This is a genomic window from Rhizobium albus, assembly GCA_030160035.1.
In the GTDB taxonomy this organism is placed as follows: Bacteria; Pseudomonadota; Alphaproteobacteria; order Rhizobiales; family Rhizobiaceae; genus Georhizobium; species Georhizobium albus.
On sequence record BSNO01000001.1, the window covers coordinates 485,746 to 511,453 of the forward strand.

Annotated in this window: 21 protein-coding genes and 1 pseudogene; 15 read left to right on the forward strand and 7 right to left on the reverse strand. The window is 61.7% G+C overall.

The annotated features are described in order from the left end of the window. Nucleotides 1-337: 337 nt before the first annotated feature. The 6 genes from QQL76_RS02430 to QQL76_RS02455 all read left to right on the forward strand — a co-directional run bounded on the left by QQL76_RS02430 (nt 338) and on the right by QQL76_RS02455 (nt 7,516). The gene (locus QQL76_RS02430; RefSeq protein WP_499206227.1) at nt 338-1,690 is read left to right on the forward strand and encodes an ABC transporter substrate-binding protein; all 1,353 of its coding nucleotides are present in this window, start codon (nt 338-340) and stop codon (nt 1,688-1,690) included. Nucleotides 1,691-1,826: 136 nt separating this feature from the next. Continuing rightward, the gene (locus tag QQL76_RS02435) at nt 1,827-2,837 is read left to right on the forward strand and encodes a carbohydrate ABC transporter permease (RefSeq protein ID WP_499206228.1); all 1,011 of its coding nucleotides are present in this window, start codon (nt 1,827-1,829) and stop codon (nt 2,835-2,837) included. Between the two features lies 1 nt (nt 2,838). After that, nucleotides 2,839-3,990 carry a carbohydrate ABC transporter permease gene (locus QQL76_RS02440; protein ID WP_499206229.1) on the forward strand — a complete coding sequence of 384 codons (1,152 nt, stop codon included), beginning with the start codon at nt 2,839-2,841 and terminating at the stop codon, nt 3,988-3,990. 22 nt (nt 3,991-4,012) lie between these two features. Then, nucleotides 4,013-5,680 (forward strand): beta-galactosidase BglA, encoded by a 1,668-nt coding sequence (gene bglA / locus QQL76_RS02445; RefSeq protein ID WP_499206230.1) that lies wholly within the window; start codon nt 4,013-4,015, stop codon nt 5,678-5,680. Between the two features lie 63 nt (nt 5,681-5,743). Continuing rightward, complete coding sequence (locus QQL76_RS02450) at nt 5,744-6,832, forward strand: ABC transporter ATP-binding protein (protein ID WP_499206231.1); 1,089 nt, start codon at nt 5,744-5,746, stop codon at nt 6,830-6,832. Nucleotides 6,833-6,964: 132 nt separating this feature from the next. Beyond that, a complete protein-coding gene (locus tag QQL76_RS02455) occupies nt 6,965-7,516 on the forward strand; it encodes a fasciclin domain-containing protein (protein ID WP_499206232.1) in 552 nt (183 codons plus the stop codon). A gap of 51 nt (nt 7,517-7,567) precedes the next feature. Here QQL76_RS02455 and edd read toward each other — a convergent pair whose 3' ends face one another. The 5 genes and pseudogenes from edd to QQL76_RS02480 all read right to left on the reverse strand — a co-directional run. Further along, nucleotides 7,568-9,385: an IlvD/Edd family dehydratase gene (gene edd / locus QQL76_RS02460; RefSeq protein WP_499206233.1), complete on the reverse strand. Its 1,818-nt coding sequence runs from the start codon at nt 9,383-9,385 to the stop codon at nt 7,568-7,570. Between the two features lie 60 nt (nt 9,386-9,445). Continuing rightward, nucleotides 9,446-10,144 (reverse strand): 6-phosphogluconolactonase, encoded by a 699-nt coding sequence (gene pgl, locus QQL76_RS02465; RefSeq protein ID WP_499207090.1) that lies wholly within the window; start codon nt 10,142-10,144, stop codon nt 9,446-9,448. A 10-nt stretch (nt 10,145-10,154) separates the two neighbouring features. Further along, nucleotides 10,155-11,627, reverse strand: a complete 1,473-nt coding sequence (gene zwf / locus QQL76_RS02470; protein WP_499206234.1) for a glucose-6-phosphate dehydrogenase — start codon at nt 11,625-11,627, stop codon at nt 10,155-10,157. Nucleotides 11,628-11,715: 88 nt separating this feature from the next. Then, nucleotides 11,716-13,014, reverse strand: a complete 1,299-nt coding sequence (locus QQL76_RS02475) for an NAD(P)/FAD-dependent oxidoreductase (RefSeq protein ID WP_499207091.1) — start codon at nt 13,012-13,014, stop codon at nt 11,716-11,718. A gap of 123 nt (nt 13,015-13,137) precedes the next feature. Then, a pseudogene (locus QQL76_RS02480) lies at nt 13,138-14,499 on the reverse strand (glutamine synthetase family protein); the annotation flags it as partial. Between the two features lie 255 nt (nt 14,500-14,754). On the opposite strand from QQL76_RS02480, the gene QQL76_RS02485 reads away from it, so the two are divergent. The 6 genes from QQL76_RS02485 to QQL76_RS02510 all read left to right on the forward strand — a co-directional run bounded on the left by QQL76_RS02485 (nt 14,755) and on the right by QQL76_RS02510 (nt 19,921). Continuing rightward, on the forward strand, nt 14,755-14,841 hold the full coding sequence (locus QQL76_RS02485; protein ID WP_126012834.1) for a small membrane protein YohP: 87 nt from the start codon (nt 14,755-14,757) through the stop codon (nt 14,839-14,841). 487 nt (nt 14,842-15,328) lie between these two features. Continuing rightward, nucleotides 15,329-15,739 (forward strand): hypothetical protein, encoded by a 411-nt coding sequence (locus QQL76_RS02490; protein ID WP_499206235.1) that lies wholly within the window; start codon nt 15,329-15,331, stop codon nt 15,737-15,739. Between the two features lie 21 nt (nt 15,740-15,760). Further along, the gene (locus QQL76_RS02495; RefSeq protein WP_499206236.1) at nt 15,761-17,770 is read left to right on the forward strand and encodes a methyl-accepting chemotaxis protein; all 2,010 of its coding nucleotides are present in this window, start codon (nt 15,761-15,763) and stop codon (nt 17,768-17,770) included. Nucleotides 17,771-17,893: 123 nt separating this feature from the next. After that, entirely contained in the window at nt 17,894-18,643 is a 750-nt protein-coding gene (locus QQL76_RS02500; RefSeq protein WP_499206237.1) for a phosphatase PAP2 family protein, read from the forward strand. Further along, on the forward strand, nt 18,643-19,464 hold the full coding sequence (locus QQL76_RS02505; RefSeq protein ID WP_499206238.1) for a DUF1206 domain-containing protein: 822 nt from the start codon (nt 18,643-18,645) through the stop codon (nt 19,462-19,464). The genes QQL76_RS02500 and QQL76_RS02505 overlap by 1 nt, the downstream gene beginning before the upstream one ends. Then, nucleotides 19,436-19,921 carry a DUF4112 domain-containing protein gene (locus QQL76_RS02510; RefSeq protein ID WP_499206239.1) on the forward strand — a complete coding sequence of 162 codons (486 nt, stop codon included), beginning with the start codon at nt 19,436-19,438 and terminating at the stop codon, nt 19,919-19,921. The genes QQL76_RS02505 and QQL76_RS02510 overlap by 29 nt, the downstream gene beginning before the upstream one ends. Before the next feature lie 37 nt (nt 19,922-19,958). On the opposite strand, the gene QQL76_RS02515 is transcribed toward QQL76_RS02510, so the two are convergent. Both QQL76_RS02515 and aceA read right to left on the reverse strand, forming a co-directional pair. Further along, complete coding sequence (locus QQL76_RS02515) at nt 19,959-20,192, reverse strand: SMc00767 family acetate metabolism repressor (RefSeq protein WP_126008630.1); 234 nt, start codon at nt 20,190-20,192, stop codon at nt 19,959-19,961. Between the two features lie 90 nt (nt 20,193-20,282). Continuing rightward, complete coding sequence (gene aceA / locus QQL76_RS02520; RefSeq protein ID WP_126008632.1) at nt 20,283-21,572, reverse strand: isocitrate lyase; 1,290 nt, start codon at nt 21,570-21,572, stop codon at nt 20,283-20,285. Nucleotides 21,573-21,782: 210 nt separating this feature from the next. Here aceA and QQL76_RS02525 point away from each other — a divergent pair, with 210 nt between their 5' ends. The 3 genes from QQL76_RS02525 (at nt 21,783) to QQL76_RS02535 (ending at nt 25,708) form a co-directional block, all read left to right on the forward strand. Continuing rightward, nucleotides 21,783-23,225 (forward strand): helix-turn-helix domain-containing protein, encoded by a 1,443-nt coding sequence (locus QQL76_RS02525; protein WP_499206240.1) that lies wholly within the window; start codon nt 21,783-21,785, stop codon nt 23,223-23,225. Between the two features lie 176 nt (nt 23,226-23,401). Beyond that, on the forward strand, nt 23,402-24,493 hold the full coding sequence (locus tag QQL76_RS02530) for a polyamine ABC transporter substrate-binding protein (RefSeq protein WP_499206241.1): 1,092 nt from the start codon (nt 23,402-23,404) through the stop codon (nt 24,491-24,493). A 138-nt stretch (nt 24,494-24,631) separates the two neighbouring features. Continuing rightward, a complete protein-coding gene (locus QQL76_RS02535; protein ID WP_499207092.1) occupies nt 24,632-25,708 on the forward strand; it encodes an ABC transporter ATP-binding protein in 1,077 nt (358 codons plus the stop codon).

Below are 25,708 nucleotides of genomic sequence, written 5' to 3' on the forward strand. Positions count from 1 at the left end.
ACTCCCCAGGTTCGGCATGCTGCATTGCACCAAAGCGCTTTGACAAACGCCCTCCTGTCAGTGGCGAAGAAGCGTTTGCAGATCGCTGCAATGGGTCAGATTTCAGTGTGATGATACCCGCTTATTCATCATAAGCTACCGAGAACAGAGCGATAGTCGCGTAATTCAGGAGTTTATTAATTGGGAGCCTTGACTTGCAGCGCATCATCCAATCTTGTCGCTGCGACCAAAGCGCTTTGGATTTTATGCCGCTCGTTGCAGTGGCCATTTGCTCGACGTTATGGTCTCTGATCAAAAGCATGCGTTCAGACGATTGAATTGACTGGGAGGGAACCCGATGAAGAACTGGCTGATGATGAGCGTTGCCGCCGTGGCCTTGACCGCGGGCACGGCGAGCGCTCAGGAATTGATTTTCGCACCTGGTGAAGACGATCGTTTCAACTGGGAAAGCTTCGAGGCATTCTCTGAAGCGCACGATCTCGAAGGCGAGAGCCTGACGATCTTCGGACCATGGCGCGGGGAGGACCAGGCGCTGTTCGAAAGCGTCGCCGCCTATTTCGAGGAAGCGACCGGCGTCACCGTCAATTACTCGTCCTCCGAGAACTACGAGCAGCAGATCGTCATCGACACCGAGGCCGGCAGCCCGCCGGATGTCGCGATCCTGCCGCAGCCAGGCCTGATTGCCGATCTCGCGTCGAAAGGGCAATTGACGCCGCTTGGGGACGAAGCACGCGACTGGATCAACGAAAACTACGCCGCCGGTGAAAGCTGGGTCGATCTCGGCACCTACGAGGGCCCGGACGGCGAGGCATTCTACGCGTTTCCCTACAAGATCGATCTGAAGTCCATCGTCTGGTACATCCCCGACAATTTCGCCGATGCCGGATATGAGGTTCCCGAAACCTACGAAGATCTGAAGGCGCTGACCGAGCAGATCGCCGCCGATGGGTACACCCCATGGTGCATCGGGCTCGGTTCAGGCGGTGCGACGGGCTGGCCCGCCACCGACTGGGTGGAAGACCTGATGCTGCGCACCCAGGAGCCTGAAGTCTACGACCAGTGGGTCACCAACGAGATCCCCTTCAACGACCCGGCGGTCATCGGCGCGATCGAGGAATTCGGCTTCTTCGCCAAGAACAACGATTTCGTGCAGGGCGGAAGCCAGGCCGTCGGCTCGACTGATTTCCGCGAAAGTCCGAACGGCATGTTCGCATCGCCGCCGGAATGTTTCATGCACCGCCAGGCATCGTTCATCTCGTCCTTCTTCCCGGAAGGCACAGAGCTTGGTCTCGATGCGGACTTCTTCTACCTTCCGGCCTCGGCCGAAAACGATCTCGGCCGCCCGGTGCTCGGGGCCGGCACGCTCGCGATGCTGACACGGGATACGGAGGCTGGCCGCGCCTTCATCAAGTTCCTGCAGACGCCGATCGCACATGAGGTCTGGATGGCACAGTCGGGCTTCCTGACGCCCTACACGGGCGCCAATCTCGAAGCCTATGCCAATGATGCGCTCCGTCGTCAGGGCGAAATCCTGACCGAAGCAACGACATTCCGCTTCGATGCCTCGGACCTGATGCCGGGTGCGATCGGTGCGGGCGCTTTCTGGACGGCGATGATCGACTATGTCGGCGGCGCTTCCGCCGAAGACGTCACGACGGCAGTCCAGAATTCCTGGGACTCCATCAAGTAGCACCGTTCAAGCTGCCGGCTTCCTCTCGAGGGAGCCGGCTGGCTCGGCGCGCGGCATGACGCACACGCGCGGGGCATAGCATACCCTGACCAAAGCCATGGCAGCCGAAGGGGCGGCCAAAGGGGAGGCTGATCGCATGGAACAGCTTGCAGGTGCACTCGTCACCGTCGTCATCGGCGTCTTGGGATGCGCAGCCTATTTCTTCGGCTCCAACTTCCTGCTCGATGCGGCATTTCCGTCGCGGGGGCGCGATCCCCTGACCGCCGCGCGCAACATGCGACGCGCCAATGCCATCCGCCCCTGGCTCTTTCTCGGGCCGGCGCTTCTCGTGCTCGGCATCTATCTCGTCTACCCGGTGTTTGAATCCCTGCGGCTCTCGCTGCACGACCGGTCCGGCCGCAACTTCGTCGGCCTCTCCAACTATGTCTGGATGGCCAACAATCCGGGCTTCCGGGAGTCCATGTTCAACAACATGCTCTGGCTGCTCTTCGTGCCGGCCTTGTCGACCTTCCTCGGGCTCGTCATCGCTGCGCTCACGGACCGCATCTGGTGGGGCAACATCGCCAAGTCGCTGATCTTCATGCCGATGGCGATCTCCTTCGTCGGCGCATCGGTGATCTGGAAATTCATCTACGACTACCGTGCCGCAGGCTCCGAGCAGATCGGCATCCTCAACGCCATCGTCGTCTATTTCGGCGGTGAGCCGCAGGCATGGATCACCATCCCCTTCTGGAACAACTTCTTTCTCATGATCATCCTCGTCTGGATCCAGACGGGTTTTGCGATGGTCATCCTTTCGGCGGCACTGCGCGGCATTCCCGACGAGACGATCGAGGCGGCGGTCATCGATGGGGCCAACGGCTTTCAGATATTCTTCAAGATCATGATCCCGCAGATCTGGGGCACGATCGCGGTCGTCTGGACGACGATCACGATCCTGGTTCTCAAGGTCTTCGACATCGTGCTTGCGATGACGAACGGGCAATGGAACACGCAGGTTCTGGCCAATCTCATGTTCGACTGGATGTTCCGCGGTGGCGGCGATTTCGGGCGCGGCGCGGCGATCGCCATGGTGATCATGGTGCTGGTCATCCCGATCATGGTGTGGAACATCCGCCGCGCCAGCGCCGAAATGGAGGGCCGCTGAGATGGGTGGTGCCGGTTCCGCAAAATCCCCGCTCACCTGGGCCGTTCATCTCTCGGTGCTGCTGCTCGTCGTCCTTTGGACGCTGCCGACCGCAGGCCTCTTCATCTCCTCCTTCCGTGACAAGGACCAGTTGGCGATCTCCGGCTGGTGGACGGCACTCGCTGGCTCCACCCAGAACCTGCAGGCCCGCACCGGAACCTCCGACGACCAGGTCGAGCGCGACGGTGTGTTCATCCTCGAAGGCAATGTCTTTGGCGAGGGGAGCGGCACCGTGTCGGCGTTCGGCACGTCGGGCCTCAACCCGACGGAATACGAGCCCGGCGCCGAAGCGGAGCTTCGTGAAGGCGGGGTGCTGACTGTCGCCGAGGATGGTGCCTATGCGATCACCTCGCAGAGCGAGCTCGACCTGCCGCGCGGGGCACGCATCTTCTTCACCACCACCATCCCGCCACGCTTCACGCTCGACAATTACCGCGAAGTGCTGGCGTCTGAAGGGATCGGTCGGTCCTTCATCAACTCGCTGACGGTCACCATTCCCGCGACGATCATTCCGATCCTGATTGCCGCCTTCGCAGCCTACGCGCTCGCCTGGATGAAGTTTCCGGGCCGGGCACTCCTGATCGCCGTCATCGTTGGACTGCTGGTCGTGCCGCTGCAGATGTCGCTGATCCCGCTCTTGCGCATGTATAACGGCATCGGGGCCTTCTTTGGCGTGCCGGCGAAAACCTATCTCGGGATCTGGCTGGCCCATACGGGCTTCGGCCTGCCGCTCGCAGTCTATCTGCTGCGGAACTACATCGCCGGGCTGCCGCGCGAGATCATGGAATCGGCGCGTGTCGACGGAGCGAGCGACTTCGAGATCTTCATGAAGATCGTGCTGCCGCTCTCTTTTCCGGCGCTCGCCTCCTTTGCAATCTTCCAGTTCCTCTGGACCTGGAACGACCTGCTCGTCGCCATGGTCTTCCTCGGCGCGCAGGACAGCGAACTGGTGCTCACCGGACGCCTGGTCAACCTTCTCGGATCACGCGGCGGCAACTGGGAAATCCTGACGGCTTCGGCCTTCATCACCATCCTGGTGCCGCTCGCCGTGTTCTTCACCCTCCAACGCTACCTCGTCCGCGGCCTTCTCGCGGGCTCCGTGAAAGGCGGATGATCCTCCCACTATGACGATTGCCATGAACGATTTGACCGAAAACGCGACATTGCTCACCGACAAGGCTGCCGATCACGACTGGTGGCGCGGCGCGGTGATCTACCAGATCTATCCACGCTCGTTTCAGGACACGAGCGGCGACGGCATCGGCGACCTTGCCGGTATCGCGCAGCGTATCCCCTACATCGCGTCACTCGGTGTGGATGCGATCTGGATTTCGCCATTCTTCACCTCGCCGATGAAGGATTTCGGCTACGACGTGTCGGATTATCTGAGCGTCGATCCGATGTTCGGCACCGTGCATGATTTCGACGATGTCATTGCCGCCGCACATGCCCACGGGCTGAAGGTGATGATCGACCTCGTAATTTCCCACACGGCCGACATCCATCCGTGGTTCGTCGAAAGCCGATCCAGCAAGGACAATGCAAAAGCCGATTGGTATGTCTGGGCCGATGCCAAGGACGATGGCAGCCCGCCCAACAACTGGCTGTCGATCTTTGGTGGCACGGCCTGGGAGTGGGATTCCACGCGTTGCCAGTACTACCTGCACAACTTCCTGACGTCGCAGCCCGACCTCAATTTCCACAATGAGGACGTGCAGGCGGCGGTCCTCGATGTGGCGCGCTTCTGGCTCGACCGCGGTGTCGACGGCTTCAGGCTCGACACGATCAATTTCTACTTCCACGACCGGCAGCTGCGCGACAATCCGAGCCTGCCGGTGGAGCGCCGCAACGCGAAGACGGCGCCCGCGGTGAACCCCTACAATTTCCAGGAGCACCTCTATTCCAAGAGTCAGCCGGAGAATGTCGAGTTCCTGCGCCGCTTGCGAGCGTTGATGAACGAATATCCGGCGATCGCGGCTGTCGGCGAAATCGGTGACAGCCAGCGCGGGCTGGAACTGATGGCCGAATATACCGGCGGTGGCGACAAGATGCAGATGTGCTACGCCTTCGATTTCCTGGCGCCGGAAGTGCCGACGGTGGAGAGTGTCGAAGAGGTGTTCACAACGCTGCGCCAAGCTTCGGAAGATGCGTGGCCGTGCTGGGCGATGTCGAACCACGATGTCGTGCGCCCAGCGACCCGCTGGGGCGACCATGTGCGCGACCGCACGGCCTATATGAAGCTGCTTGCCGGCCTCATGGCATCGCTGCGCGGCTCGCTCTGCATCTATCAGGGCGAGGAACTGGGTCTGACCGAGGCGGACATTGCTTACGATCAACTCCAGGATCCGTATGGCATTCGTTTCTGGCCGAAGTTCAAGGGTCGTGACGGCTGCCGCACGCCGATGGTCTGGGATGGCGATGGCGTGAATGCCGGGTTTTCCAACGGCCGCCCGTGGCTTCCGATCCCCGGCGACCATCTCGGTCTCGCGGTCGACAAGCAGGACCACGTCCAAGGCTCGATGTTGAACCACTACCGAAAGATCCTGGCGTTTCGGAAGGCGCATGAGGCGCTGCGCGTCGGCACCATGTCGATCCTGAAAGCCGAAGACGGCATCCTGATCATCGAGCGCAAGGCGGGTGACGAGACGATCCTGTGCGTCTTCAACCTGTCGGATGAGCGTCGGGATGTGGCGCTGGAAAGACCCGGCATGCAGGCGATCAGCGATCATGATTTTTCTGGGCTTTACCGCGATGGCACCGTCCACCTCGGTGCCTACGATGCGTTTTTCGGCAAGACGGACTGAGGGTCGGGAGGAAACGTCGAGTACGAATGGCCGCAGGGCCATTCGTACGGACAGGGGAGCGAAATGACTGCACTGCAGCTCAAGAACATCAAAAAATCCTATGGCACCGTGGATGTGATCCACGGTGTCGATTTGGACATACAGGAAGGCGAATTCGTCGTCTTCGTCGGCCCGTCCGGCTGCGGGAAATCCACGCTTCTGCGCATGATCGCGGGGCTTGAGGAAATTTCCGGCGGTACGCTTTCGATCGGCGGGCAGGTCGTCAACGACATCCCGCCGTCCAAGCGCGGCATTGCGATGGTGTTCCAGTCCTACGCGCTCTATCCACACATGACGGTCTACGACAACATGGCTTTCGGCATGCGGATCGCGAAGGAAAGCAAGGAAGAGATCGACCGGCGCGTGCGCGCCGCAGCCGACATCCTCCAGCTGACTCAGTATCTCGACCGTCTGCCGAAGGCGCTGTCCGGCGGGCAGAGGCAGCGCGTGGCTATCGGGCGCGCCATCTGCCGCGATCCGAAGGTGTTTCTGTTCGACGAGCCGCTATCGAACCTCGATGCCGCACTGCGCGTGGCTACCCGCATCGAGATCGCCAAGCTGCATGAATCCATGCCGGACACGACGATGATCTACGTCACGCATGATCAGGTCGAAGCGATGACGCTTGCCGATCGCATCGTCGTTCTGTCGGCCGGCCGCATCGAACAGGTCGGTTCGCCGATGGAGCTTTACCATCACCCGGCAAATCTCTTCGTTGCGCAGTTCATCGGATCGCCGGCGATGAACATTCTTCCTGCGCGGGTCGAAAAGGCGGGGGCCGAAACCATCGTCACGCTCACCGGCGGCAGGCAGGCCTTTCTCGATATCGCGACCGATGCGTCGCAGCAGGGCAAGCCGGCGAAATTCGGCGTGCGTCCGGAAGACCTGACGGTCGCGCAAGGGGAAGACTATCTGTTCGAGGGCCAAGTCGCCTTGTCCGAAGCGCTCGGCGAGGTGACGCTCTATTACATCGAGGGCCTGGTGGAGGGCGAACCGATCGTCGTGAAGGTGCCAGGCAACCAGCCGGTGCGGCGCGGCGAGTCGGTGCGCTTCACGGCGGACCGCTCCAAGCTGCATCTTTTCGATGCGGAAGGGCTCAGCTACCGGCGATAACGGATCTCTTGAAGCTGGATTGGCGGTGCGGCGCGCACGATGTCGTGAGCACGGCGTGACCATGAAACTTGGGCTGAACCGACTCGTATCTTCGTTGTCCCATTTGGAGGACGAGGAACTGCGGAGGTCACCATGCTCAAGACGCTTTCCCTATCGCTTGCTATCACGTCGACGCTTATAGCTGGCGTTGCAATTGCCCAGAGCAATCCCACCGTCGGCGGCGCGCCGATGCTCGAGACGATGAACATCGTCGAGAATGCGGTCAATTCGCCTGTCCACACCACTCTGGTCGCAGCCGTGCAGGCCGCCGATCTCGTCGACACGCTGGCGGGCGAGGGGCCGTTCACGGTCTTTGCTCCGGTGAATGACGGCTTTTCCGCCCTGCCGGCCGGTACCGTCGACACGCTCCTGATGCCGGAAAACAAGGATCAGCTCGTCAAGGTGCTGACCGCGCATGTCGTAGCCGGACGCCTTTCGGGCGGCGAGTTGAAACGCGACGTTCAGGCCAACAACGGTCGGCTCGAATTGACCACGGTCAGCGGAGACACGCTCATCGTGATGGAAGCGGGCAACGGCCTGTCGCTGATGGACGAAAGTGGCGGCACGTCGACGATCACCATCGCCGACGTCAACCAGTCCAACGGCGTCATCCATGTCGTCAACAATGTCCTCGTGCCGCAATAACAGTCTGATACCGACAGGCATCGGGGCGGCGGGGCCGTCCCGGTGCTTTGATTAGTAAAGAACGCTTGCGCCTTCGCTGGCCGGGCCGGCGACGGCGCGGAAGGCTGCGAAGAGTTCGCGTCCCATGCCGAAGCCATTGTCGGTCAGATCGGCTGTCACAGGATCGCGGGCTGCCCATTCGGCGGCATCGACCAGCACCGACAATTCGCCGGTGACGGCATCGACACGCACGATATCGCCTTCACGAACGCGCGCGATCGGGCCGCCATCGGCTGCTTCGGGCGTCACGTGAATCGCGGCGGGAACCTTGCCGGATGCGCCCGACATGCGCCCGTCGGTGACGAGGGCGACGCGGAAACCGCGGTCCTGCAGCACGCCGAGCGAGGGTGTCAGCTTGTGGAGCTCTGGCATGCCGTTCGCCTTCGGTCCCTGGAAGCGGATGACAGCGACGAAATCCTGATTCAATTCGCCGGCCTTGAACGCGTCGATCAGCGACTGCTGGTCGTGGAAGACCTTCGCCGGCGCCTCGATCACATGGCGATCCGGCTTTACGGCCGAGATCTTGACGACGGCGTTGCCAATATTGCCGCTGAGCATCTTGAGGCCGCCGGTCGGCTGGAAAGGTGCATCGACCGTCGCCAGAATCTTCGGCTCTGCGCTCTCCTTGAGCGCGGGGCGCCGTTCGATCGCGCCGGCTGCGTCCATGCCGATTTCGATGGCATAGGGCTGAAGTCCCTGGCCGTAGACCGTGCGCACATCGTCGTGCAGCAGGCCTTTGGAGAGCAACTGGCCGATGAGATAACCCATGCCGCCCGCTGCATGGAAATGGTTCACGTCGGCAAGGCCGTTTGGATAGACGCGCGCAAGCAGCGGGACCACGTCCGACAGTTCGGAAATGTCTTCCCAGGTGAGCCGGATACCGGCCGATCGGGCCATGGCGACGAGGTGCAGCGTGTGGTTGGTCGATCCGCCGGTTGCATGAAGGCCGACGACACCGTTGACGATCGAGCGTTCGTCGATCATCTCGCCGGCGGGTGTGAATTCATTGCCAAGCGCGGTGATTGCCAGTGCGCGGCGGGTCGCTTCCTTGGTCAAGGCATCGCGCAGCGGCGTGTTCGGATTGACGAAGGATGCGCCCGGCAGATGGAAGCCCATGATCTCCATCAGCATCTGGTTGGAATTGGCAGTGCCGTAGAAGGTGCAGGTCCCAGGCCCGTGGTAGGACTTGGATTCCGCCTCTAGCAATTCCTCGCGGCCGACCTTGCCCTCGGCGTAGAGCTGGCGGATGCGGGCTTTCTCGTCGTTGGGGAGGCCAGTCGTCATCGGACCGGCCGGTACGAAGATTGCCGGCAGATGGCCGAATGTCATCGCCGCGATCATGAGGCCCGGCACGATCTTGTCGCAGACGCCGAGATAGAGCGCTGCGTCGAACATGTTGTGCGACAGACCGATGCCTGCCGACATCGCGATCACGTCACGCGAGAAGAGCGAGAGCTCCATGCCCGGCTGGCCCTGCGTGACACCATCGCACATGGCCGGCACGCCGCCTGCGACCTGGGCAACCCCACCGGCTTCGCGCGCTGCCTCGCGGATCATGTCCGGAAACCGCTCGTAAGGCTGGTGGGCCGAAAGCATGTCGTTATAGGCGGTGATGATGCCGAGGTTCGGCAGGCGGTCGCCCGCCAGCGCTTCCTTGTCGGTCGGGCCACAGGCGGCAAAGCCGTGGGCGAGGTTGCCGCAGGCCAGAGCAGAGCGATGCGGCCCTTGACCGGCGGCACGGCGGACGCGGTCGATATAGGCTTCGCGCGTCGGCTTGGAGCGCTCTACGAGGCGCCGGGTGATGGTTTCGATGCGTGTATCCGCAGCCATGGTTCGCTATCCCGTTGTCAGTTCGGTTCGGCTTTCTTGAGCCGAGGCGAAGATCGGGCGTCAGGGCGCCCAGTAGATGTGGATCGGCGCCGGCGCATGGGCGAACACGGCGCGGATCGGCATGTCGTTTGCGTCTTCTCCAGCCAGCGCCTGGTCGAGCACTTGGCGCTTCTCGCCGCCTTCGATGTGCAGCACCACAAGGGGCGCTTCGACGATGCGCGGCAGCGTCAGCGTCAATCGCGGTTCGCCGGCGCCCGGCGCTTCCATCGACAGAACCGACGTCGGCATGCCGGGGTCGATCGCTTCCGCCAGCCGGTCGCCATCGGGAAAGAAAGACGCGGTGTGGCCATCTGTTCCAAGACCCAAGATGGCAACTTCGATCGGCCGGGGCAAGGCGTCGATCACGCCCGACGCGCGGTCGGCGGCGAGATGAACGTCTGGCGCATCGTTGAACAGCGGCACGAAGCGCGCGCGTGCGGCGCGACCGACCAGCAGGTTTTCCACCACGAGCTTCTGGTTGGATCGCTCGTGCGTTTCGGGCACGAACCGCTCGTCGATCAGCGTAACGGTGACCTGGTCCCAGGCGAGTTCCTTGCCGGACAAGGCCTTGAAGAAGGCCTTTGGCGTAGAGCCGCCCGACACTGCGAGCGTCGCGCGGCCCCGCAGGCCGATGGCAGCCTTCAAGGCTTCCGCAACGGCCTCGGCGAGCGCTTCGGCCAGTTCCGAGCGATCGGCAAATTCGTGGAATTCCGGCGACACTCCCATCGGATCAGTGCTCATGCCAGGTGCGGCCGTCGCGTTCGATGAGTGCGATCGCCTGGCTGGGGCCAGACGTGCCCGCCGTATAGCCCTGAACCTGCTGGCCCGTTTCTTCCCACGCCTTCAGGATCGGATCGACCCAGCGCCACGCCGCCTCGACCTCGTCGCGGCGCATGAACAGCGTCTGGTTGTTGCGGATGACGTCGAGGAGCAGCCGCTCGTAGGCGTCGGGGTTTCGCACATCGAAATTCTCGGCAAAGGTCATGTCCAGCGGCACGTGACGCAGGCGCATGCCACCCGGGCCCGGATCCTTGATCATGATCCACTGCTTGACCGCTTCGTCCGGCTGCAGGCGAATAACCAGTTGATTGGCGATGACGCGGCCGGCGCTCTCGTCGAAGATGGAATGCGGGATCGGCTTGAAGGCGATGACGATTTCGGACGCCCGCTCGGCCATGCGCTTGCCGGTGCGCAGATAGAATGGCACGCCGGCCCAGCGCCAGTTGCCGATTTCGGCCTTGATGGCGACGAAGGTTTCGGTGTTCGAGGTGCCGCTCTCCAGCTCGTCGAGATAGCCCTTGACCGGCCCGCCTGCCGATGCACCCGCGCGATACTGGCCGCGAACGGTCATCTGCTGAACATTGCGGCTGGTGATCGGGCGCAGTGCGCGCAGCACTTTCAGCTTTTCATCGCGCACGGCCTCTGCGTCCATGGACGACGGCGGCTCCATGGCGACGAGGCAGAGCAGCTGCATGATATGGTTTTGCACCATGTCGCGCAGCGCGCCGGCGGTATCGTAATAGCCGGCCCGCCCTTCCAGCCCGACGCTTTCGGCAACCGTTATCTGAACGTGGTCGATATGCGCGGAATTCCACAGCGGCTCGTAAAGCGCGTTGGCAAAGCGCAGCGCCATCAGGTTCTGCACCGTCTCCTTGCCGAGATAGTGGTCGATGCGGAAGACCTGCTCTTCGCGGAAAACGCTGCCGATCGTGTCGTTCAGCTGCCGCGCCGAGGCGAGGTCGCGCCCGATGGGTTTTTCCACGACGATGCGGGTCTTGTCGGTGATCAGCCCGTGGTCGCGGATGTGCTGGGAGATATCGCCGAAGAGCGAAGGCGACACGGCGAGATAGAAGGCGCGAATGCGATCTTCGCCCTCACTCAACAAGTCCTTGAGATCATCCCATCCCTTGTCGGATTTGGCGTCTACCGCGACGTAGAAGAGGCGCGCGAGGAACTTCTCGACCTCGGCTTCGTCGAGGCCGCCATTGCCGACATGTTCGACCAGCGCGGCGCGTGCGAATTCGCGGAATTCGTCATGGGAAAGCTCGGAGCGGGATGCTCCGATGATGCGGGTCGGCTCCGTCAACTGGCCCGCTTCCTGGCGGTGATACAGCGCCGGAAGGAGCTTGCGCTCGGAAAGGTCGCCCGTACCGCCGAACACGACATAGTCGAAAGGATCGACCGGAATGATCTGGCTGCTCATCGCATCAAGTCCCTGCAATCGGTGTCGTCGAGGTTTTTAATCTAATCGATTTAAAAAGGCCATAGCATGGCGACGATTTTGGCTGGCCTCAGATGCGGTCACGCAGCGAAAACCATGTCATCGCCAGGAAAAGAAGCGGTTGACGCAAGCGCGTTCCGCCGGGGAAAGCTGGGATCTTGAGGCGCTCGAACTGGGCGAGCCGGCTACGGTCGCCGAGCACCGCATCTGCGTAAAGCTTGCCGCAATAGTTCGACAGTTTAACCCCATGGCCCGAGTAGCCACCGATCGTGATCACATGCGGCATCACTTCGCGCACGAAGGGCTGGCGCGGCATGGTGATCGCGACCGACCCGCCCCAGGCATGGGTGATGTCGATATCGCCGAGATCCGGGTAGATTTCGGCGATCTGCTTGCGGATGTGCGACTTGATGTCGGTGGGGCTTTCCGACGTGTATGCCTCGCGCCCGCCGAAGAGCAGCCGCCCATCGAGGCTCTTGCGGAAGTAGCGCACCACGAAGCGGCTGTCGTCCACAGCTTCGCCACCCGGAATGATGGTCGGCGCGCTGATCGGAACTGTCGCCCCGATGAAAGAGCGGATCGGCATCACATGCGCAGCTGTCACCGGCTCGAGCTCGCCGATATGAGCGTTGCAGGCGAGAAGCGCGTGGTTTGCAGTGATCGTGCCGCGGTCGGTCGTGACGGTGACGCGGCCATTCGCGCTGGCGATGCCCGTCGCGCGCGTATTCTCGTAGAGTTGCGCGCCTGCGTCATCCGTCGCGCGTGCCAGCCCAGCAACAAGTTTCATCGGGTGGATGTGGCCGGTGCCCATGTCGCGCATGCCGCCGAAAAAGCGCGTCGACCCGAGGCGCTCCGCGGTCTCGGCGGCATCCATGAAGGTCGCCTGGGTGTAGCCGTAGCGCTCGGCCAGAATGTCGACATAGGAGCGGAAGTCATCGACATAGCGCTTCTTGTGCGCCACCGAGAGCTGGCCTTGCCGAAACTCCATGTCGATGCCGAGGCGCTCGGCGAAGTCGATCAGATAGCGCTTGCCGTCCTCGGCGAGATCGAAGAGCGCCTTGGATGTCTCAAGCCCGTATTGCGCTTCAAGCGCCGTGACGTCTTCTCGCTGCCCCGTGCCGATCTGGCCGCCATTGCGCCCGGAGGCGCCGTCGCCGAAACGCGCAGCGTCGATCAACACCACATCGACGCCGGCGATCGCCAAATTATAGGCCGCCTGCAAGCCGGTAAAACCGCCTCCGACGATGACGATATCGGCCTGTCGCGAGCCATCGAGAGGTTCAAAGCTTGGCCGCTCGGCAAGCGCATCCTCGTACCAGGAGATGCCGGGCGAGATGGGGCTTTGGTAGGCGATGGGATGCTCCGTCATCATGTGGTGGCTTCGCGCCGGCTGATCAGAGCAATTTCGCTTATGCTCAAATCGCTCAATTGCTCTGCATTTTTTGGTCGCGTTTCCGAACGGTGAACCGGTCTCCACTTCACCTGGAAACGCTCAGACGTTCAGCAGGAGATATTCACGCTCCCACGGACTGATGACCTGCATGAAGGTTTCGAATTCGCCGCGTTTCAGCCCGCAATAGGTGGCGATGAAATCCGCGCCGAACACATCCTGGAATGCGGGTTCGCTTTCGAGCAGCGATACGGCTTCCAGAAGGCCGCGGGGAAGATCGACCGTCGTGCCCTCATTTGCGGTATGGGCCGTCGGTGCCGAAGGCTTTACGCCGCGAACCATGCCGAGATAGCCGCAGGCGAGCGACGCGGCGAGTGCCAGATAGGGGTTCGTATCTGAGGAGGGGAGGCGATTTTCCACGCGCCGTGCGCTTGGGTCGGAACTTGGCACGCGGAAGGCAGTGGTGCGGTTGTCGTAGCCCCACGCATTGTTGACGGGGCAGGCCATGTCCGGCGTCAGTCGGCGATAGGAGTTCACGTAAGGCGCCATCATGACCAGCGCCTTCGGCACGAAATGCTGCATGCCGCCGATGAAGGAGAAGAACTCCTGCGATGCTTCGCCCTTCTCGTCGGCGAAGATATTGCGACCTGTGCTGAGGTCCACGACCGACTGATGGATGTGCATTGCCGAACCCGCCTGGCCCTGCATCGGCTTGGCCATGAAGGTCGCGTACATGTTGTGGTTCAGCGCCGCCTCACGCAGCGTGCGCTTGAAGAGAAAGACCTGATCCGCAAGCTCGATCGGATCACCATGCCGCAGGTTGATTTCAAGCTGTGCCGGACCCTCTTCGTGGATCAGCGTATCGATCTCCAGGCCCTGCGCTTCGGAGAAGTGGTAGATGTCGTCGATCAGTTCGTCGAACTCGTTGACGCCGGCGATCGAATAGGACTGGCCACCGGCGATGGTGCGGCCCGATCGGCCTTTCGGCGGCTGCAGCGGGTAATCCGGGTCGTCATTCTTCGCGACGAGGTAGAATTCGATCTCCGGCGCGACGACCGGCTGCCAGCCGCGCTCGCGGTAAAGGCCGACGACGCGCTTCAACACATTGCGTGGCGTATAGCCAACCTCATTCCCTTGCGTATCGACGATGTCGCAGACGACCTGCGCCGTCGGATCGGTTTCCCAGGGCACGACCGACAATGTCGACAGGTCCGGAACGAGCTTGAGGTCGCCATCGGTCGGGTCATAACGGAAGTCGCCCGTTTCCTCCGGATACTCGCCGGAGATGGTATGGCGGAACAACGCAGAGGGCAGCGACAGTGACGTATTGGACGTGAATTTCGACGTCGGCATCATCTTGCCGCGTGGCACACCGGCAATGTCGGGAGTGATGCATTCGATGTCTTCGATCCCACGCCACTTCAGCCATTCGCTGGCTTGCTTCCAGTCTTTCACACCACGCTTCTGGTCAATGAAGGCTGGCCGTTTGCGAGGACGTTCCGTCCGTGCTGCGCCCGGATGAAGTTCGATTCTGGAAGGCATCAATCACCGTTTCAGTTTATGTCGATATGAGCATAGACCGGTGAAGTGACAGACGAAAGTCCTTGTGTCATCGCCCTCCCGATCGTTGCAGGTCGCGTCCACCGATCACGCGGCTGGATCAAATGCGGCACTTGCGCGTTCATCCGGTCATCACGGGCAAGCAAAAGGATCACCTCCATGTTGAAGTTCATCGGCGGTACTGTCGGCGTCATTTTCCTGATCGGACTTCTGGTCGTCATCGGTCTTCTGAGCCTCATCTTCTGAGTCTGGATCAATCATCTTGCGACCCTGACGTGGGGCCGCAATGCCAAAGTCTACCGGCCCGTGTATCTTCGGGCCGGAGCCCCTAAATTTCTACTGAAAACGCGATCTCTCGCCTGCATTTGTTAAGTTTTCGGCAAGCAGCGTTCCTCATCAATTGTTGCAGGCTGCTGCGAGATTAACTCTCGTGCCGACATGACGTCCCCAAGCCGCGCCATCATGGGCATGTATAGTTGTCTGTGGGTGCAGTTTTCATCAATTACACCGTGATTGATGCGCACCGAGTAAAAGGGGTGAGGGAATGTCGTTGCTCGCCACGAGCAGGCTTGCAGTATACGCAGCGGTCTGGGGGGCTGCTTGTGCGTCCTTGTCCCAGGCATCCGCCACCGGAATTGACCACCGAGAAGCGGTCAAAGCATATTTTCAGAACAATCTGGCCGAGTGGGTTAAAAGCCCCGAGATCATCGAGGCCGTGCGCGCGCAAAATGGCATGACAGCCGCATGGACGCAGGCTGAAATAGATGCCGCGGACGCCGAATGGCGCGCTGAAATCGGTCAGATCCAGCGTCCCCAGATCGACGCCATGATTCAGAATTCCGTCTCGCAATTTCTGCGTCAGAAACAGTCTGCCGCCGACTGGATGATCGTCGAGATCATCGTGATGGATGGCAGGGGGCTCAATGTCGGCGTCAGCACGCCGACGTCGGATTACTGGCAAGGCGACGAAGACAAGTTCCAGAAGACGTTTCTTCAGCCGGAAGCCGGCCTCTTCATCGACGACATCGAATACGAGCCCGATACGCACCTCGTTCTCAGTCAGGCGAACAGTGCGATCATTGATCCAGATACGGGCGAGCCCATCGGAGCGATCACGGTCTCTCTGAACCTGAACAAGCTCTGATCGCGCCAAGGACAGACAAACATGAAAGCTAACGTTTCCAAACCCGGTCCGGTTGGTTTCCTCGGTCGGCTCTCGCTGACCACGAAGCTCGCCGCGGTCATCATCGTGGTCAATCTCATCGGGCTCGGCGCCACGGTGTGGTGGCTTTATCAATCGGCCGAACACACGCTGCGCCAGGATGCATTCGCCAATTGGAGCCGCGAGGTGAAGGAAGTCGGCATGGTTGCAGCCGGCGGCGTGAAATGGAACGTGCCGGAAGCGATCGAAGATGCCTACAAGGGCTACGCAACCTCCGACGAGCACGACCTGGTGCAGATCATCGTCTACAATGCGGCTGGCACGGAAATGACTGCCTGGACGCGCTCCGGTGCAGATGGCGCTGCAGCGCGCCGCGACATCGAAGCGATGATGGCGACACCGCCGCAAAATTCGGTCATCAACGACCTCCCGCTCGGTGACGGCAAGGTTACGATCATCGCGCCGCTGGAGCCGGACAGCGAAGGCAATCCGCGCGGTCATATCGCCACCGTCTGGAGCACGGCAAACCTTCACGCAACTAGCGTTGCTTTCGGTCTGCAGACACTTGCCGTTCAGGGCGTCTCGATCCTCATCGTCGTCGGGCTCTTCCTCCTTGCGCTTCGGACCATCGTCACGCGTCCGCTCGGCGACCTCACGGCGCGCATCAAGCGGCTGGATGAAGGCGATCTCGAAACAGGCGTTCCGCACCGTGCCCGCACCGACACGGTCGGCGTGGTCGCCAATGCGCTGGAGTCTTTCCGCATCTCCGCCATGGAAAAGCGGGAAGCAGAGCTGGAAGCAACGCGCCAGCGCGCGGCCTTCGAGGCTGAGCGTGAACGCAACGAAACCGAGACGCTTCGCACGGCCAAGGCCCGCGAAGAGGCGATGGAAACGGTCGGTGATGCGCTGCGTCGCCTGGCACAGGGCGATCTCACCGTCCAGATCGAACAGATCGACCACGCATTCGCCTCGCTGCAGGAAAACTTCAATGCGGCGGTGAAATCGCTCGGCGAAACTTTGTCCGACATCACCGATGCCACGCAGTCGGTCAGCGGCAGCTCCGGTGAAATCGCCAAAGCGGCAGACGATCTGTCGCGTCGCACCGAGCAGCAGGCGGCGTCGCTTGAAGAGACTGCAGCGGCGCTCGACCAGATCACGCAGACGGTGCGCGCCAGCGCTCAACGCGCCGAAGAAGCCGACCGCATGGTCGTTGACGCAACGACGGGAGCTCGCAATTCCCGTGCAGTCGTCGGCGATGCCATCACGGCGATGGAGCGGATCGAGACATCGTCAACGCAGATCAGCCAAATCATCGGTGTGATCGACGATATCGCCTTCCAGACCAACCTGCTGGCGCTCAACGCCGGTGTCGAGGCGGCGCGCGCTGGTGAAGCGGGCAAGGGCTTCGCGGTCGTTGCCCAGGAAGTCCGCGAGCTTGCCCAGCGTTCGGCCGCGGCGGCGAAGGAGATCAAGGACCTCATCCGCAAGTCGGGCGAGGAGGTCGGCATGGGGGTCGCACATGTCAACAAGACCGGCGCGTCGCTCGAGCAGATCGAACGGCACGTGCACATGATCAAGGACCATATTGCAGCCATCGTCACGTCGGCGCGCGAGCAGTCCGCCGGTCTCCAGGAGATCAACACCGCCGTCAACCAAATGGACCAGGTGACCCAGCAGAACGCCGCCATGGTCGAGCAGACCAATGCCGCCTGCGTGAGCCTCGAGGAACAGGCACAGTCACTGCGCGGTCTGGTCGGCCGCTTCGAAATGGCGGGCCGTGGATCCATGGTCTCGCAGGGCTATGAGCGCAGGGCTGCAAGTGCCGCGTCGGCGGCTCCCGTCTCGCGCCGGCCCACGGCACCCGCTCCGGTTAGGGCAAACAGCGCTGCCGTTGCTACGCGGGAATCTCCGGCACGCGCGCTTGGACGCAAGTTGGCCGGTGCCTTCGGCGGCGGTGGTTCTGCCGCAACTGCGGCAGCATCCACGGAGGAGGAGGGCTGGACCGAATTCTGATCCCGCCACTTCGAGTGTAAATTCAAAGACGCCGGCGCCAACATCGCGCCGGCGTCTGCCGTTTGAGGCGCGGCGGAACCGTTCAACCTGCCATCCGTTCCAACGGATCGATGAGGGGCAATCATGAGACTGACAGATTTGCGTTCGGCAGTAACCTTGAAGGCTTTGTGGCCCATCGCCCTTTTGGCGGTGCTTGGCGCCTGCATGTTCGTCTTTCTCGAGCTTGCAGAAGAGATCATGGAAGGCGAGGGGCTCGACTTCGACGAGCGACTGCTTCTGGCTTTGCGAAATCCTCTCGACACGAGCGATCCACTCGGTCCGCCCTGGCTTGAAGAGACCGCGCTCGAACTCACCGCCTTGGGCGGCTATCCGATCATCGGGCTGCTGACGCTCGCCGTTGCTGGCTATCTCGGTGTCGCAACGAGGCGTTGGGCTGCGTTCTATGTCCTCTTTTCCGTCGCCGGCGGCGCGATCCTCTCCACCGTGCTCAAGGCATTCTTCGAGCGGCCGCGGCCGGATCTTGTCGAGCAACTGGATGTCATCCACACGGCGAGCTTCCCGAGCGGCCATGCGATGGTCGGGACTGTCACCTATCTCACGCTCGGCGCGCTGCTGATCCGCTATGCGCGCAGCCGTGCCGAAGTGATCTATGTCGCGACCGTCGTCTTCATCATCACCGTCACGATCGGGCTGACGCGCGTTTATCTCGGTGTCCACTGGCCAAGCGACGTTATTGCGGGATGGGCACTCGGATTGTCCTGGGCATCGATCGTCTGGTGCGCAATCGCATTGATCGAAAATCGTGCACGGCTTGCCGAACTCGGCGTTCAGGCCCGTGGTTATCTTCACCGCAACGACAAGGCCCCACTTTAATGGTATCTCCGCATCGCCACGTCTGGTTCAAGCCGTTTGCCCGAACAGGCTACGCCGCCCGTGGATTGGTCTACATCGTCATCGGCTTCTTCGCCGTCCTGGCCGCCATCGGCTCGGGCGAGGAGCAGGGCTCTCGCGACGCTCTGCGCACGATCCTCAACACGCCCTTTGGCGACATGACGGCCATTCTCCTGATGTGCGGCATGGTTTCTTACCTCATCTGGCGCTTCATCCAGGCGATCTTCGACACGGACCAGCACGGTCTCGGCTTCAAGGGCGCGGCTATCCGCGGCGGTCTTATCGCTTCCGGCGTGACCTACGGCGTTCTCGCAGTCTTCACATTCGGGCTCTGGAACGGATCGCAAGGTGATGAGGGCGAAGGCGGCAGTGGATCGCAGATCGTCGACTTCATCGTCTCCATCGTGGGCAGCCAGGTGGTGGCCTATGCATTGACGGCCGTCTTCATCGGCGTCGGCATCGCGCATATCGCAAAGGCCGTGCGCAAGGGGTACGCTCGCCATTTCGAAGCACCGCAGAAGGTGATGGACTTCGTGCATCCCATCGCGCGAACGGGTCTGACGGCGCGGGGCCTGTCGTTTCTCGTCGTCGCGTTCCTGCTTTTCTACCGTGGCCTTAATGCCGGAGGCGAAGGTTCGCCCACGCCCGGCGTCGAGGATGCGCTCAGTTTTGTTCAGGGGCTGCCCTTCGGCGGCATTCTCTTGGGCGCAATGGGTGTCGGCCTCATGGCTTTCGCGCTCTATTCGATCCTCGAAGCAATCTGGAGACGGATCAATGTCGAAGATGCCGATGCCGTCAGGTGACAAGGTCGCCGATCATGACCGCACGAACGGTCCGGCAATTGCCGAGCTGTTCGACAGCACGCAAAGAGGCCGTGAACGGCGCGATCTCTTGCGCCGGCTCGAGCAGGTGGAGAAGCTGTTCGACCGCAATTTCAGCTTTCTCGGGATCCGCTTCGGCTGGGATGCGGTGCTCGGTCTCGTGCCGGTTGCGGGCGACACCGTGGCTGCCGGCGCGGCCGGCTGGATCTATTGGAAAGCGCAAAAGCTCGGCGTTCCCGGGCACATCAAACGCAAGATGGTCAGCAACATCGCGTTTGACTACATTTTCGGCTCCATCCCGGTCCTCGGCACAGTCGTCGACGTCGCCTTCAAGGCGAATACCCGCAATGTCCGCATGCTGAAGGAGCACCTTCTGGAAGAGGAAGAGCGCGATCGCGCGGCATGGGAAGCAGAAAGCAAAGGCCCGCCGGCCGCTTGAGCCGACGGGCTTTCGCCACGCATCGTGATGGTGGAGGTCAGCGGCTTTGCGTGACGATGACGGGGATCATCAGGTCGCCCCAATTCCCCTCTGAGTGATGACGGGCCGAGCGAACCAGTTCGACTGATACGCCGGCGTCGACGGCCTTCATGACGGACTGGTTGAGGCGATGCAGGTCGTTGGCCAGCATGCGGATTGCGCTCTGCTGGTCGTCGCTCATGGCCGATGACTGCTCTTCAGCCCGTTCCTTGACGCGTGAGATCGATGCCATTTCGGTAATCTCCGTTTTCAGGCGCCTGAGGCGCAAAATTGGTGGAAGGCTTGGAGCGTGGCGGCGGGGCGCCGCCACGCGGTTTGGAGCCTATTCGGCTGCCGGGCGGAACTGGGCGTGCTCGGTCGATTCACCCATGGCAGTGGTGGAGGAATTGCCGCCGGTGATCGCCATCGACACGGCGTCGAAATAGCCGGTGCCTACTTCGCGCTGGTGCTTGGTTGCCGTGTAGCCGTTTACTTCCGCCGCGAATTCGGCTTCCTGCAGCTCTGAATAGGCAGCCATCTGGCGATCCTTGTAGCCGCGGGCGAGTTCGAACATGCCGTAGTTCAGCTGGTGGAAGCCGGCGAGCGTGATGAACTGGAACTTATAGCCCATCGCGCCGAGCTCGCGCTGGAACTTGGCGATCGTCGCGTCGTCCAGATGCTTCTTCCAGTTGAACGAGGGCGAGCAATTGTAGGCGAGCATCTTGTTCGGATGCACCTTGTGCACGCCTTCGGCGAAGCGACGGGCCTGATCGAGATCGGGCTTGGAGGTTTCGCACCAGATCATGTCCGCATGTTCGGCATAGGCGACAGCGCGGGCGATGCACGGCTCGAGGCCGTTCTTGACCCGGTAGAAGCCTTCCGTCGTGCGGCCGGCGTCATAATCCACGAAGGGCTGGTCGCGCTCGTCGATGTCCGATGTCAGAAGCTTCGCGGCTTCCGCATCGGTGCGCGCGATAACGAGCGAGGGGACACCCAGCACGTCGGCTGCGAGACGGGCAGCATCCAGATTGCGGATGTGGGCCGCGGTCGGGATCAGAACCTTGCCGCCGAGATGGCCGCACTTCTTCTCGGATGCGAGCTGGTCTTCGAAGTGAACGCCGGCAGCGCCCGCCTCGATATAGGCCTTCATGATCTCGAAGGCGTTGAGCGGGCCGCCGAATCCGGCTTCCGCATCGGCGACGATCGGGGCGAACCATGTGTCGACCGAGAGGCCATTGCCTTCCGATGTTTCGATCTGGTCGGCGCGCTGCAGCGTCTTGTTGATCCGCTTGGCGAGCTCCGGGCCCGCATTGGCCGGGTAGAGCGACTGGTCGGGATACATGGCCGATGCCGTGTTGGCGTCTGCCGCGACCTGCCAGCCGGAGAGGTAGATGGCCTTGAGGCCAGCGCGGACCATCTGCATGGCCTGGTTGCCGGAAAGTGCGCCGAGCGCGTTGACGAAGTCATCCGAGCGGATGAGATCCCACAGCCGGTTCGCTCCGTTTTCGGCAAGCGTATAGCGGATCTGCACCGAGCCACGCAGACGCTTCACGTCCTCGGCCGAATAGGGGCGCTCGATGCCATCGAAGCGGCCTTCGGGAGCGGAAGGAACGAGGTTGTAAAAGTCTGTCATGGCACTTCTCCGACTGCTGGAGGCGGCGATCTTTGTGCCGCTCCGTTGCGCTATGTTGATGTGACAATGTTTACATTGCGCTGCGGTTGGTCGCCAGGAAATAAGGGCCGACAGGGTATTGAAAAGGGTCACGCTGTGCTTGAATTTACAAGTCGCTTCTGTAAATTTGTCAATTCTGTAAAGACGGCTGATATGTAAAGGTCTTCACAAATGGCCGATCAGAAGATTTTCGCCGGGCCGCGCGTGCGTCGGCTGCGCAACGGCATGGATATGACCCAGACGGCGATGGCCGAGGCGCTCGGCATATCGGCGTCCTATCTCAACCTGATCGAGCGTAATCAGCGGCCGCTGACCGTCCAATTGCTCCTGAAGCTTTCCAGCACATTCAAGATCGATCTTGATGCCTTGCAGGGTGAGACACCCGCATCGGTAACCGCGCTCAAGGAGATTTTTTCCGATCCGCTTCTGGCCGGTGAGCTGCCCGGCGACCAGGAACTGATCGAGATTTCGGAGGCTGCGCCGAATGCGGCGGCGGGCATGGTGAAACTCTATCGGGCCTATCGAGAACAGGCGGAGCGCCTCTCCGATCTCTCCAGCCTGCTGGCGCGCGAGGGGCACGAGACGGTTGCCGCAGGTGCCAAGCTGCCGATCGACGTCGTGCGCGAGACGTTCGAGCGCCGGTCCAACCATTTTGCAGCCATCGACAAGGCTGCAGAGACTTTTCATGACCGGCTGGCGCCTGGCGAGGATCTGTCGAGCGCCATTCGGGCGTGGTTGAGCCGCGAACATGGGATCGTCGTGCGGGCCCTGCCGGTTCATGCGATGCCCAATCTGCGGCGACGCTACGATCGGCATTCCATGCGGCTTTTTCTGTCGGAGCGTCTGTCGCCGTTCGACCAGTTGCGCGAGGTCGCCATGGAGGCTTGCCAGCTGGCATTGCGCGACGAGATCGGGGCTGCGCTCGATACGCTTGGTCTTGACGGCGACGAAGCGCGTCGACTCGCCCGTTTCGAGCTCGCGCGCTATGCGGCGCATGCGCTGATGATGCCCTATGGCGCGTTTCTCGCGGCAGCCCAGCGCGCGCGCTATGACATCGACGTTCTCAGATCCCGGTTTCGCGTGTCCTATGAGCATGTCGCAAACCGGATCACGACACTACAACGGCCCGGGCAGGAGGGCGTGCCGTTCTTCCTGCTGGAGATCGACAATGCCGGCCACAAGTTTCGGCGCTCGGGCGCCAAGGGCTATCCGCATGCGCGCTTCGGCGGTGATTGCCCGAAGCTCAACATTCACGCTGCCTTCTCACAGCCGGGGCAGATCCTCGTCGACGCCGTCGAACTCACCGATGGTGCCGAGTTTCTGGTCGTGTCGCGTACTCTGGAAGGGCCGCAGGCGGCCTTCAACGAGCGGGTGCGGCGCACTGCGTTGCTGCTTGGCTGCGACATAGGGTTTCGCGACGACATCATCTATGGTGGGGCTATCGAGACCAGGCGTGCGGCTGGATCCTCGGTGGGCCGGGAAACAACGAAAGTCGGTGCGGCGTGCCGCCTATGTGAGCGACAGGGTTGCCTTGCGCGCGCCGAGCCGCCGGTGACGCGGCCGCTCGGGCTCGACGAAATGGTGACCGGTCTCAGTGCCTTCGACTTTCAGTAAGTCCTGCGGGTGGACAGCATGGGCGGTGTTGCTTGGAAAGCGGGCGCGACTTGCCATCAATTTAAGCTTGTGAGGCCCGGCTTTCCCGCCTAGTTTTCAGCCAACAGAATGCCCAATCCATCAATCCCGCAAAGACGGGCAAACGGGCAAAACGGACATAAAGGGAAGTCTTGATCATGAAGAACAGCCGAGTTTTGAGCACAGCCGCAATCCTGCTTGCAGGAACGGTGGCTGCCGGAGCGCAAGACCGCGTGGTCAACGTCTTCAACTGGTCGGATTATATCGACGATGAAATCCTGGCGGAATTCACCGCTGAAACGGGTATTCGGGTCGTCTACGACGTCTATGATTCCAACGAGATGCTGGAGACCCGGCTGCTTGCGGGCGGTTCGGGCTACGATGTTGTCGTTCCCACCGCGTCCTTCATGTCGCGGCAGATCGCTGCCGGCGTCTACCAGGAGCTCGACCAGTCGAAGCTCACCAATATCGGCAATATGTGGGGCCTCGTGACCGAACGCACAGCGGTCTTCGATCCGGGTAACGCCTATTCGGTCAACTACATGTGGGGCACCAACGGCATCGGCTATAATGTCGGCAAGGTGCAGGAAATCCTCGGAGAGGACAGCATCGACAGCTGGTCCGTCGTGTTCGATCCGGAGATCGCCGCGCAGTTCGCCGACTGCGGCATTCACATGCTGGACTCGCCGATCGAAATTTTCCCGGCGATGCTTGCCTATCTCGGCCGCGATCCGAATTCGACGTCGGCCGAAGATATTGCTGCCGCCGAAGAAGCGCTGATGCAGATCCGGCCCTATGTCGAGAAATTCCACTCGTCGGAATACATCAACGGCCTCGCCAATGGCGATATCTGCCTGGCGATCGGTTATTCGGGCGACGTATTCCAGGCGCGCGATCGTGCCGCCGAAGCGGATGCGGGTGTAGAGGTCGGTTACGCGATCCCGGTTGAAGGTGCCGAAATGTGGTTCGACCAACTCGCCATCCCGGCCGATGCGCGCAATGTCGAGGAAGCCCACGAGTTCATCAATTACCTGATGCGCCCCGAAGTCATCGCCAAGGCCTCGAACTACGTCTACTACGCCAATGGCAACGCGGCGTCGCAGGAGTTTCTGGTGGAAGACGTGATCGGCGATCCCGCCATCTACCCGCCTGCCGAAGCACAGGAAAAGCTCTTCACCAAGCCGCCCTATGACGCGCAGGCCAACCGCCTGATCACGCGCGCCTGGACGCGCGTCAAAAGCGGCCAATAATCACGATCCGCGGGCGCGATCGGTCGCGCCCGCGCCCTTGGCCAGTCGGCCGCAATTCATGGGCAGCAGAACCGCATGAGATCCCTTGGCAATATCCGGCGCTCATTCGCGCCGTGGTCCGATGCGAACGCCAAGGCGATGATCTCTATTCGAAACGTGACGAAGCGTTTCGGTGACTTCACGGCGGTCGACAATCTTTCACTGGATATTTACGAGCGTGAGTTCTTCGCGCTTCTCGGGGCCTCGGGTTGTGGCAAGTCCACGCTTTTGCGCATGCTGGCCGGCTTCGAGACGCCGAACGAAGGTGCGATCCTTCTCGACGGTGTCGATCTGACGGGCGTGCCGCCCTATCGGCGTCCGCTGAACATGATGTTCCAGTCCTACGCGCTCTTTCCGCATATGACCGTTGCCGACAATGTCGGGTTCGGCCTGAAGCAGGAGAAGATGGCGAAGCCCGCCATCGCCGAGCGCGTCGCGCAGATGCTGAAGCTCGTGAAGATGTCGGAATTTGCCGGCCGCAAGCCGCATCAGTTGTCGGGTGGCCAGCGGCAGCGCGTGGCGCTCGCCCGGGCGCTCGCCAAGCAGCCGAAGGTACTTCTGCTCGACGAGCCGCTCGGCGCGCTCGACAAGAAATTGCGCGAGGAAACGCAGTTCGAGCTGACCGATCTCCAATATGATCTTGGCCTGACTTTCGTGGTCGTCACGCACGACCAGGAGGAGGCGATGACCATGGCCGACCGCATCGCCGTCATGGATGCCGGGCAGATCCGCCAGGTTGCGACGCCGGCCGAAGTGTATGAAGCGCCGAATTCCCGGTTCGTCGCCGACTTCATTGGAAGCATCAATCTCTTCGACGGCGAAGTGACCCGATCAGACGCGGCCTTGACGGAACTGCAGTCGCCGGAGGGCTTTGCGCTGCGAATGGTGGATGGTCAGTCGCGCGGCATCGGCAGTGATTTGACGCTTGGACTGCGCCCTGAGAAGATCGCCGTCACCCATACGAAGCCGAATTCCGGCGTCAACGCGGTGGAAGGGGAGGTCTGGGATCTCGCCTATCTCGGCGACATGTCGATCTTCCACGTCAAGCTCGACAGCGGCAAGATCATCAAGGCCAGCGTCGTCAACGCATCGCGCAGCGGCTCGGAGGTCTTCACCTATCACGATCGCGTCTGGCTATCCTTCGCGGAAGATGCCGGCGTGGTTCTGGAGCGCTGA

Coding starts and splice junctions, on each gene's coding strand:
- zwf (WP_499206234.1), bottom strand. CDS start 11,627: ATGAGCAGCCAGATCATTCCGGTCGATCCTTTCGACTATGTCGTGTTC.
- QQL76_RS02485 (WP_126012834.1), top strand. CDS start 14,755: ATGTTGAAGTTCATCGGCGGTACTGTCGGCGTCATTTTCCTGATCGGA.
- QQL76_RS02525 (WP_499206240.1), top strand. CDS start 21,783: ATGGCCGATCAGAAGATTTTCGCCGGGCCGCGCGTGCGTCGGCTGCGC.
- QQL76_RS02510 (WP_499206239.1), top strand. CDS start 19,436: ATGTCGAAGATGCCGATGCCGTCAGGTGACAAGGTCGCCGATCATGAC.
- QQL76_RS02500 (WP_499206237.1), top strand. CDS start 17,894: ATGAGACTGACAGATTTGCGTTCGGCAGTAACCTTGAAGGCTTTGTGG.
- edd (WP_499206233.1), bottom strand. CDS start 9,385: ATGGCTGCGGATACACGCATCGAAACCATCACCCGGCGCCTCGTAGAG.
- bglA (WP_499206230.1), top strand. CDS start 4,013: ATGAACGATTTGACCGAAAACGCGACATTGCTCACCGACAAGGCTGCC.
- QQL76_RS02440 (WP_499206229.1), top strand. CDS start 2,839: ATGGGTGGTGCCGGTTCCGCAAAATCCCCGCTCACCTGGGCCGTTCAT.
- QQL76_RS02490 (WP_499206235.1), top strand. CDS start 15,329: ATGACAGCCGCATGGACGCAGGCTGAAATAGATGCCGCGGACGCCGAA.
- QQL76_RS02530 (WP_499206241.1), top strand. CDS start 23,402: ATGAAGAACAGCCGAGTTTTGAGCACAGCCGCAATCCTGCTTGCAGGA.
- QQL76_RS02455 (WP_499206232.1), top strand. CDS start 6,965: ATGCTCAAGACGCTTTCCCTATCGCTTGCTATCACGTCGACGCTTATA.
- QQL76_RS02475 (WP_499207091.1), bottom strand. CDS start 13,014: ATGACGGAGCATCCCATCGCCTACCAAAGCCCCATCTCGCCCGGCATC.
- QQL76_RS02450 (WP_499206231.1), top strand. CDS start 5,744: ATGACTGCACTGCAGCTCAAGAACATCAAAAAATCCTATGGCACCGTG.
- QQL76_RS02515 (WP_126008630.1), bottom strand. CDS start 20,192: ATGGCATCGATCTCACGCGTCAAGGAACGGGCTGAAGAGCAGTCATCG.
- QQL76_RS02430 (WP_499206227.1), top strand. CDS start 338: ATGAAGAACTGGCTGATGATGAGCGTTGCCGCCGTGGCCTTGACCGCG.
- QQL76_RS02495 (WP_499206236.1), top strand. CDS start 15,761: ATGAAAGCTAACGTTTCCAAACCCGGTCCGGTTGGTTTCCTCGGTCGG.
- QQL76_RS02535 (WP_499207092.1), top strand. CDS start 24,632: ATGATCTCTATTCGAAACGTGACGAAGCGTTTCGGTGACTTCACGGCG.
- aceA (WP_126008632.1), bottom strand. CDS start 21,572: ATGACAGACTTTTACAACCTCGTTCCTTCCGCTCCCGAAGGCCGCTTC.
- QQL76_RS02505 (WP_499206238.1), top strand. CDS start 18,643: ATGGTATCTCCGCATCGCCACGTCTGGTTCAAGCCGTTTGCCCGAACA.
- QQL76_RS02435 (WP_499206228.1), top strand. CDS start 1,827: ATGGAACAGCTTGCAGGTGCACTCGTCACCGTCGTCATCGGCGTCTTG.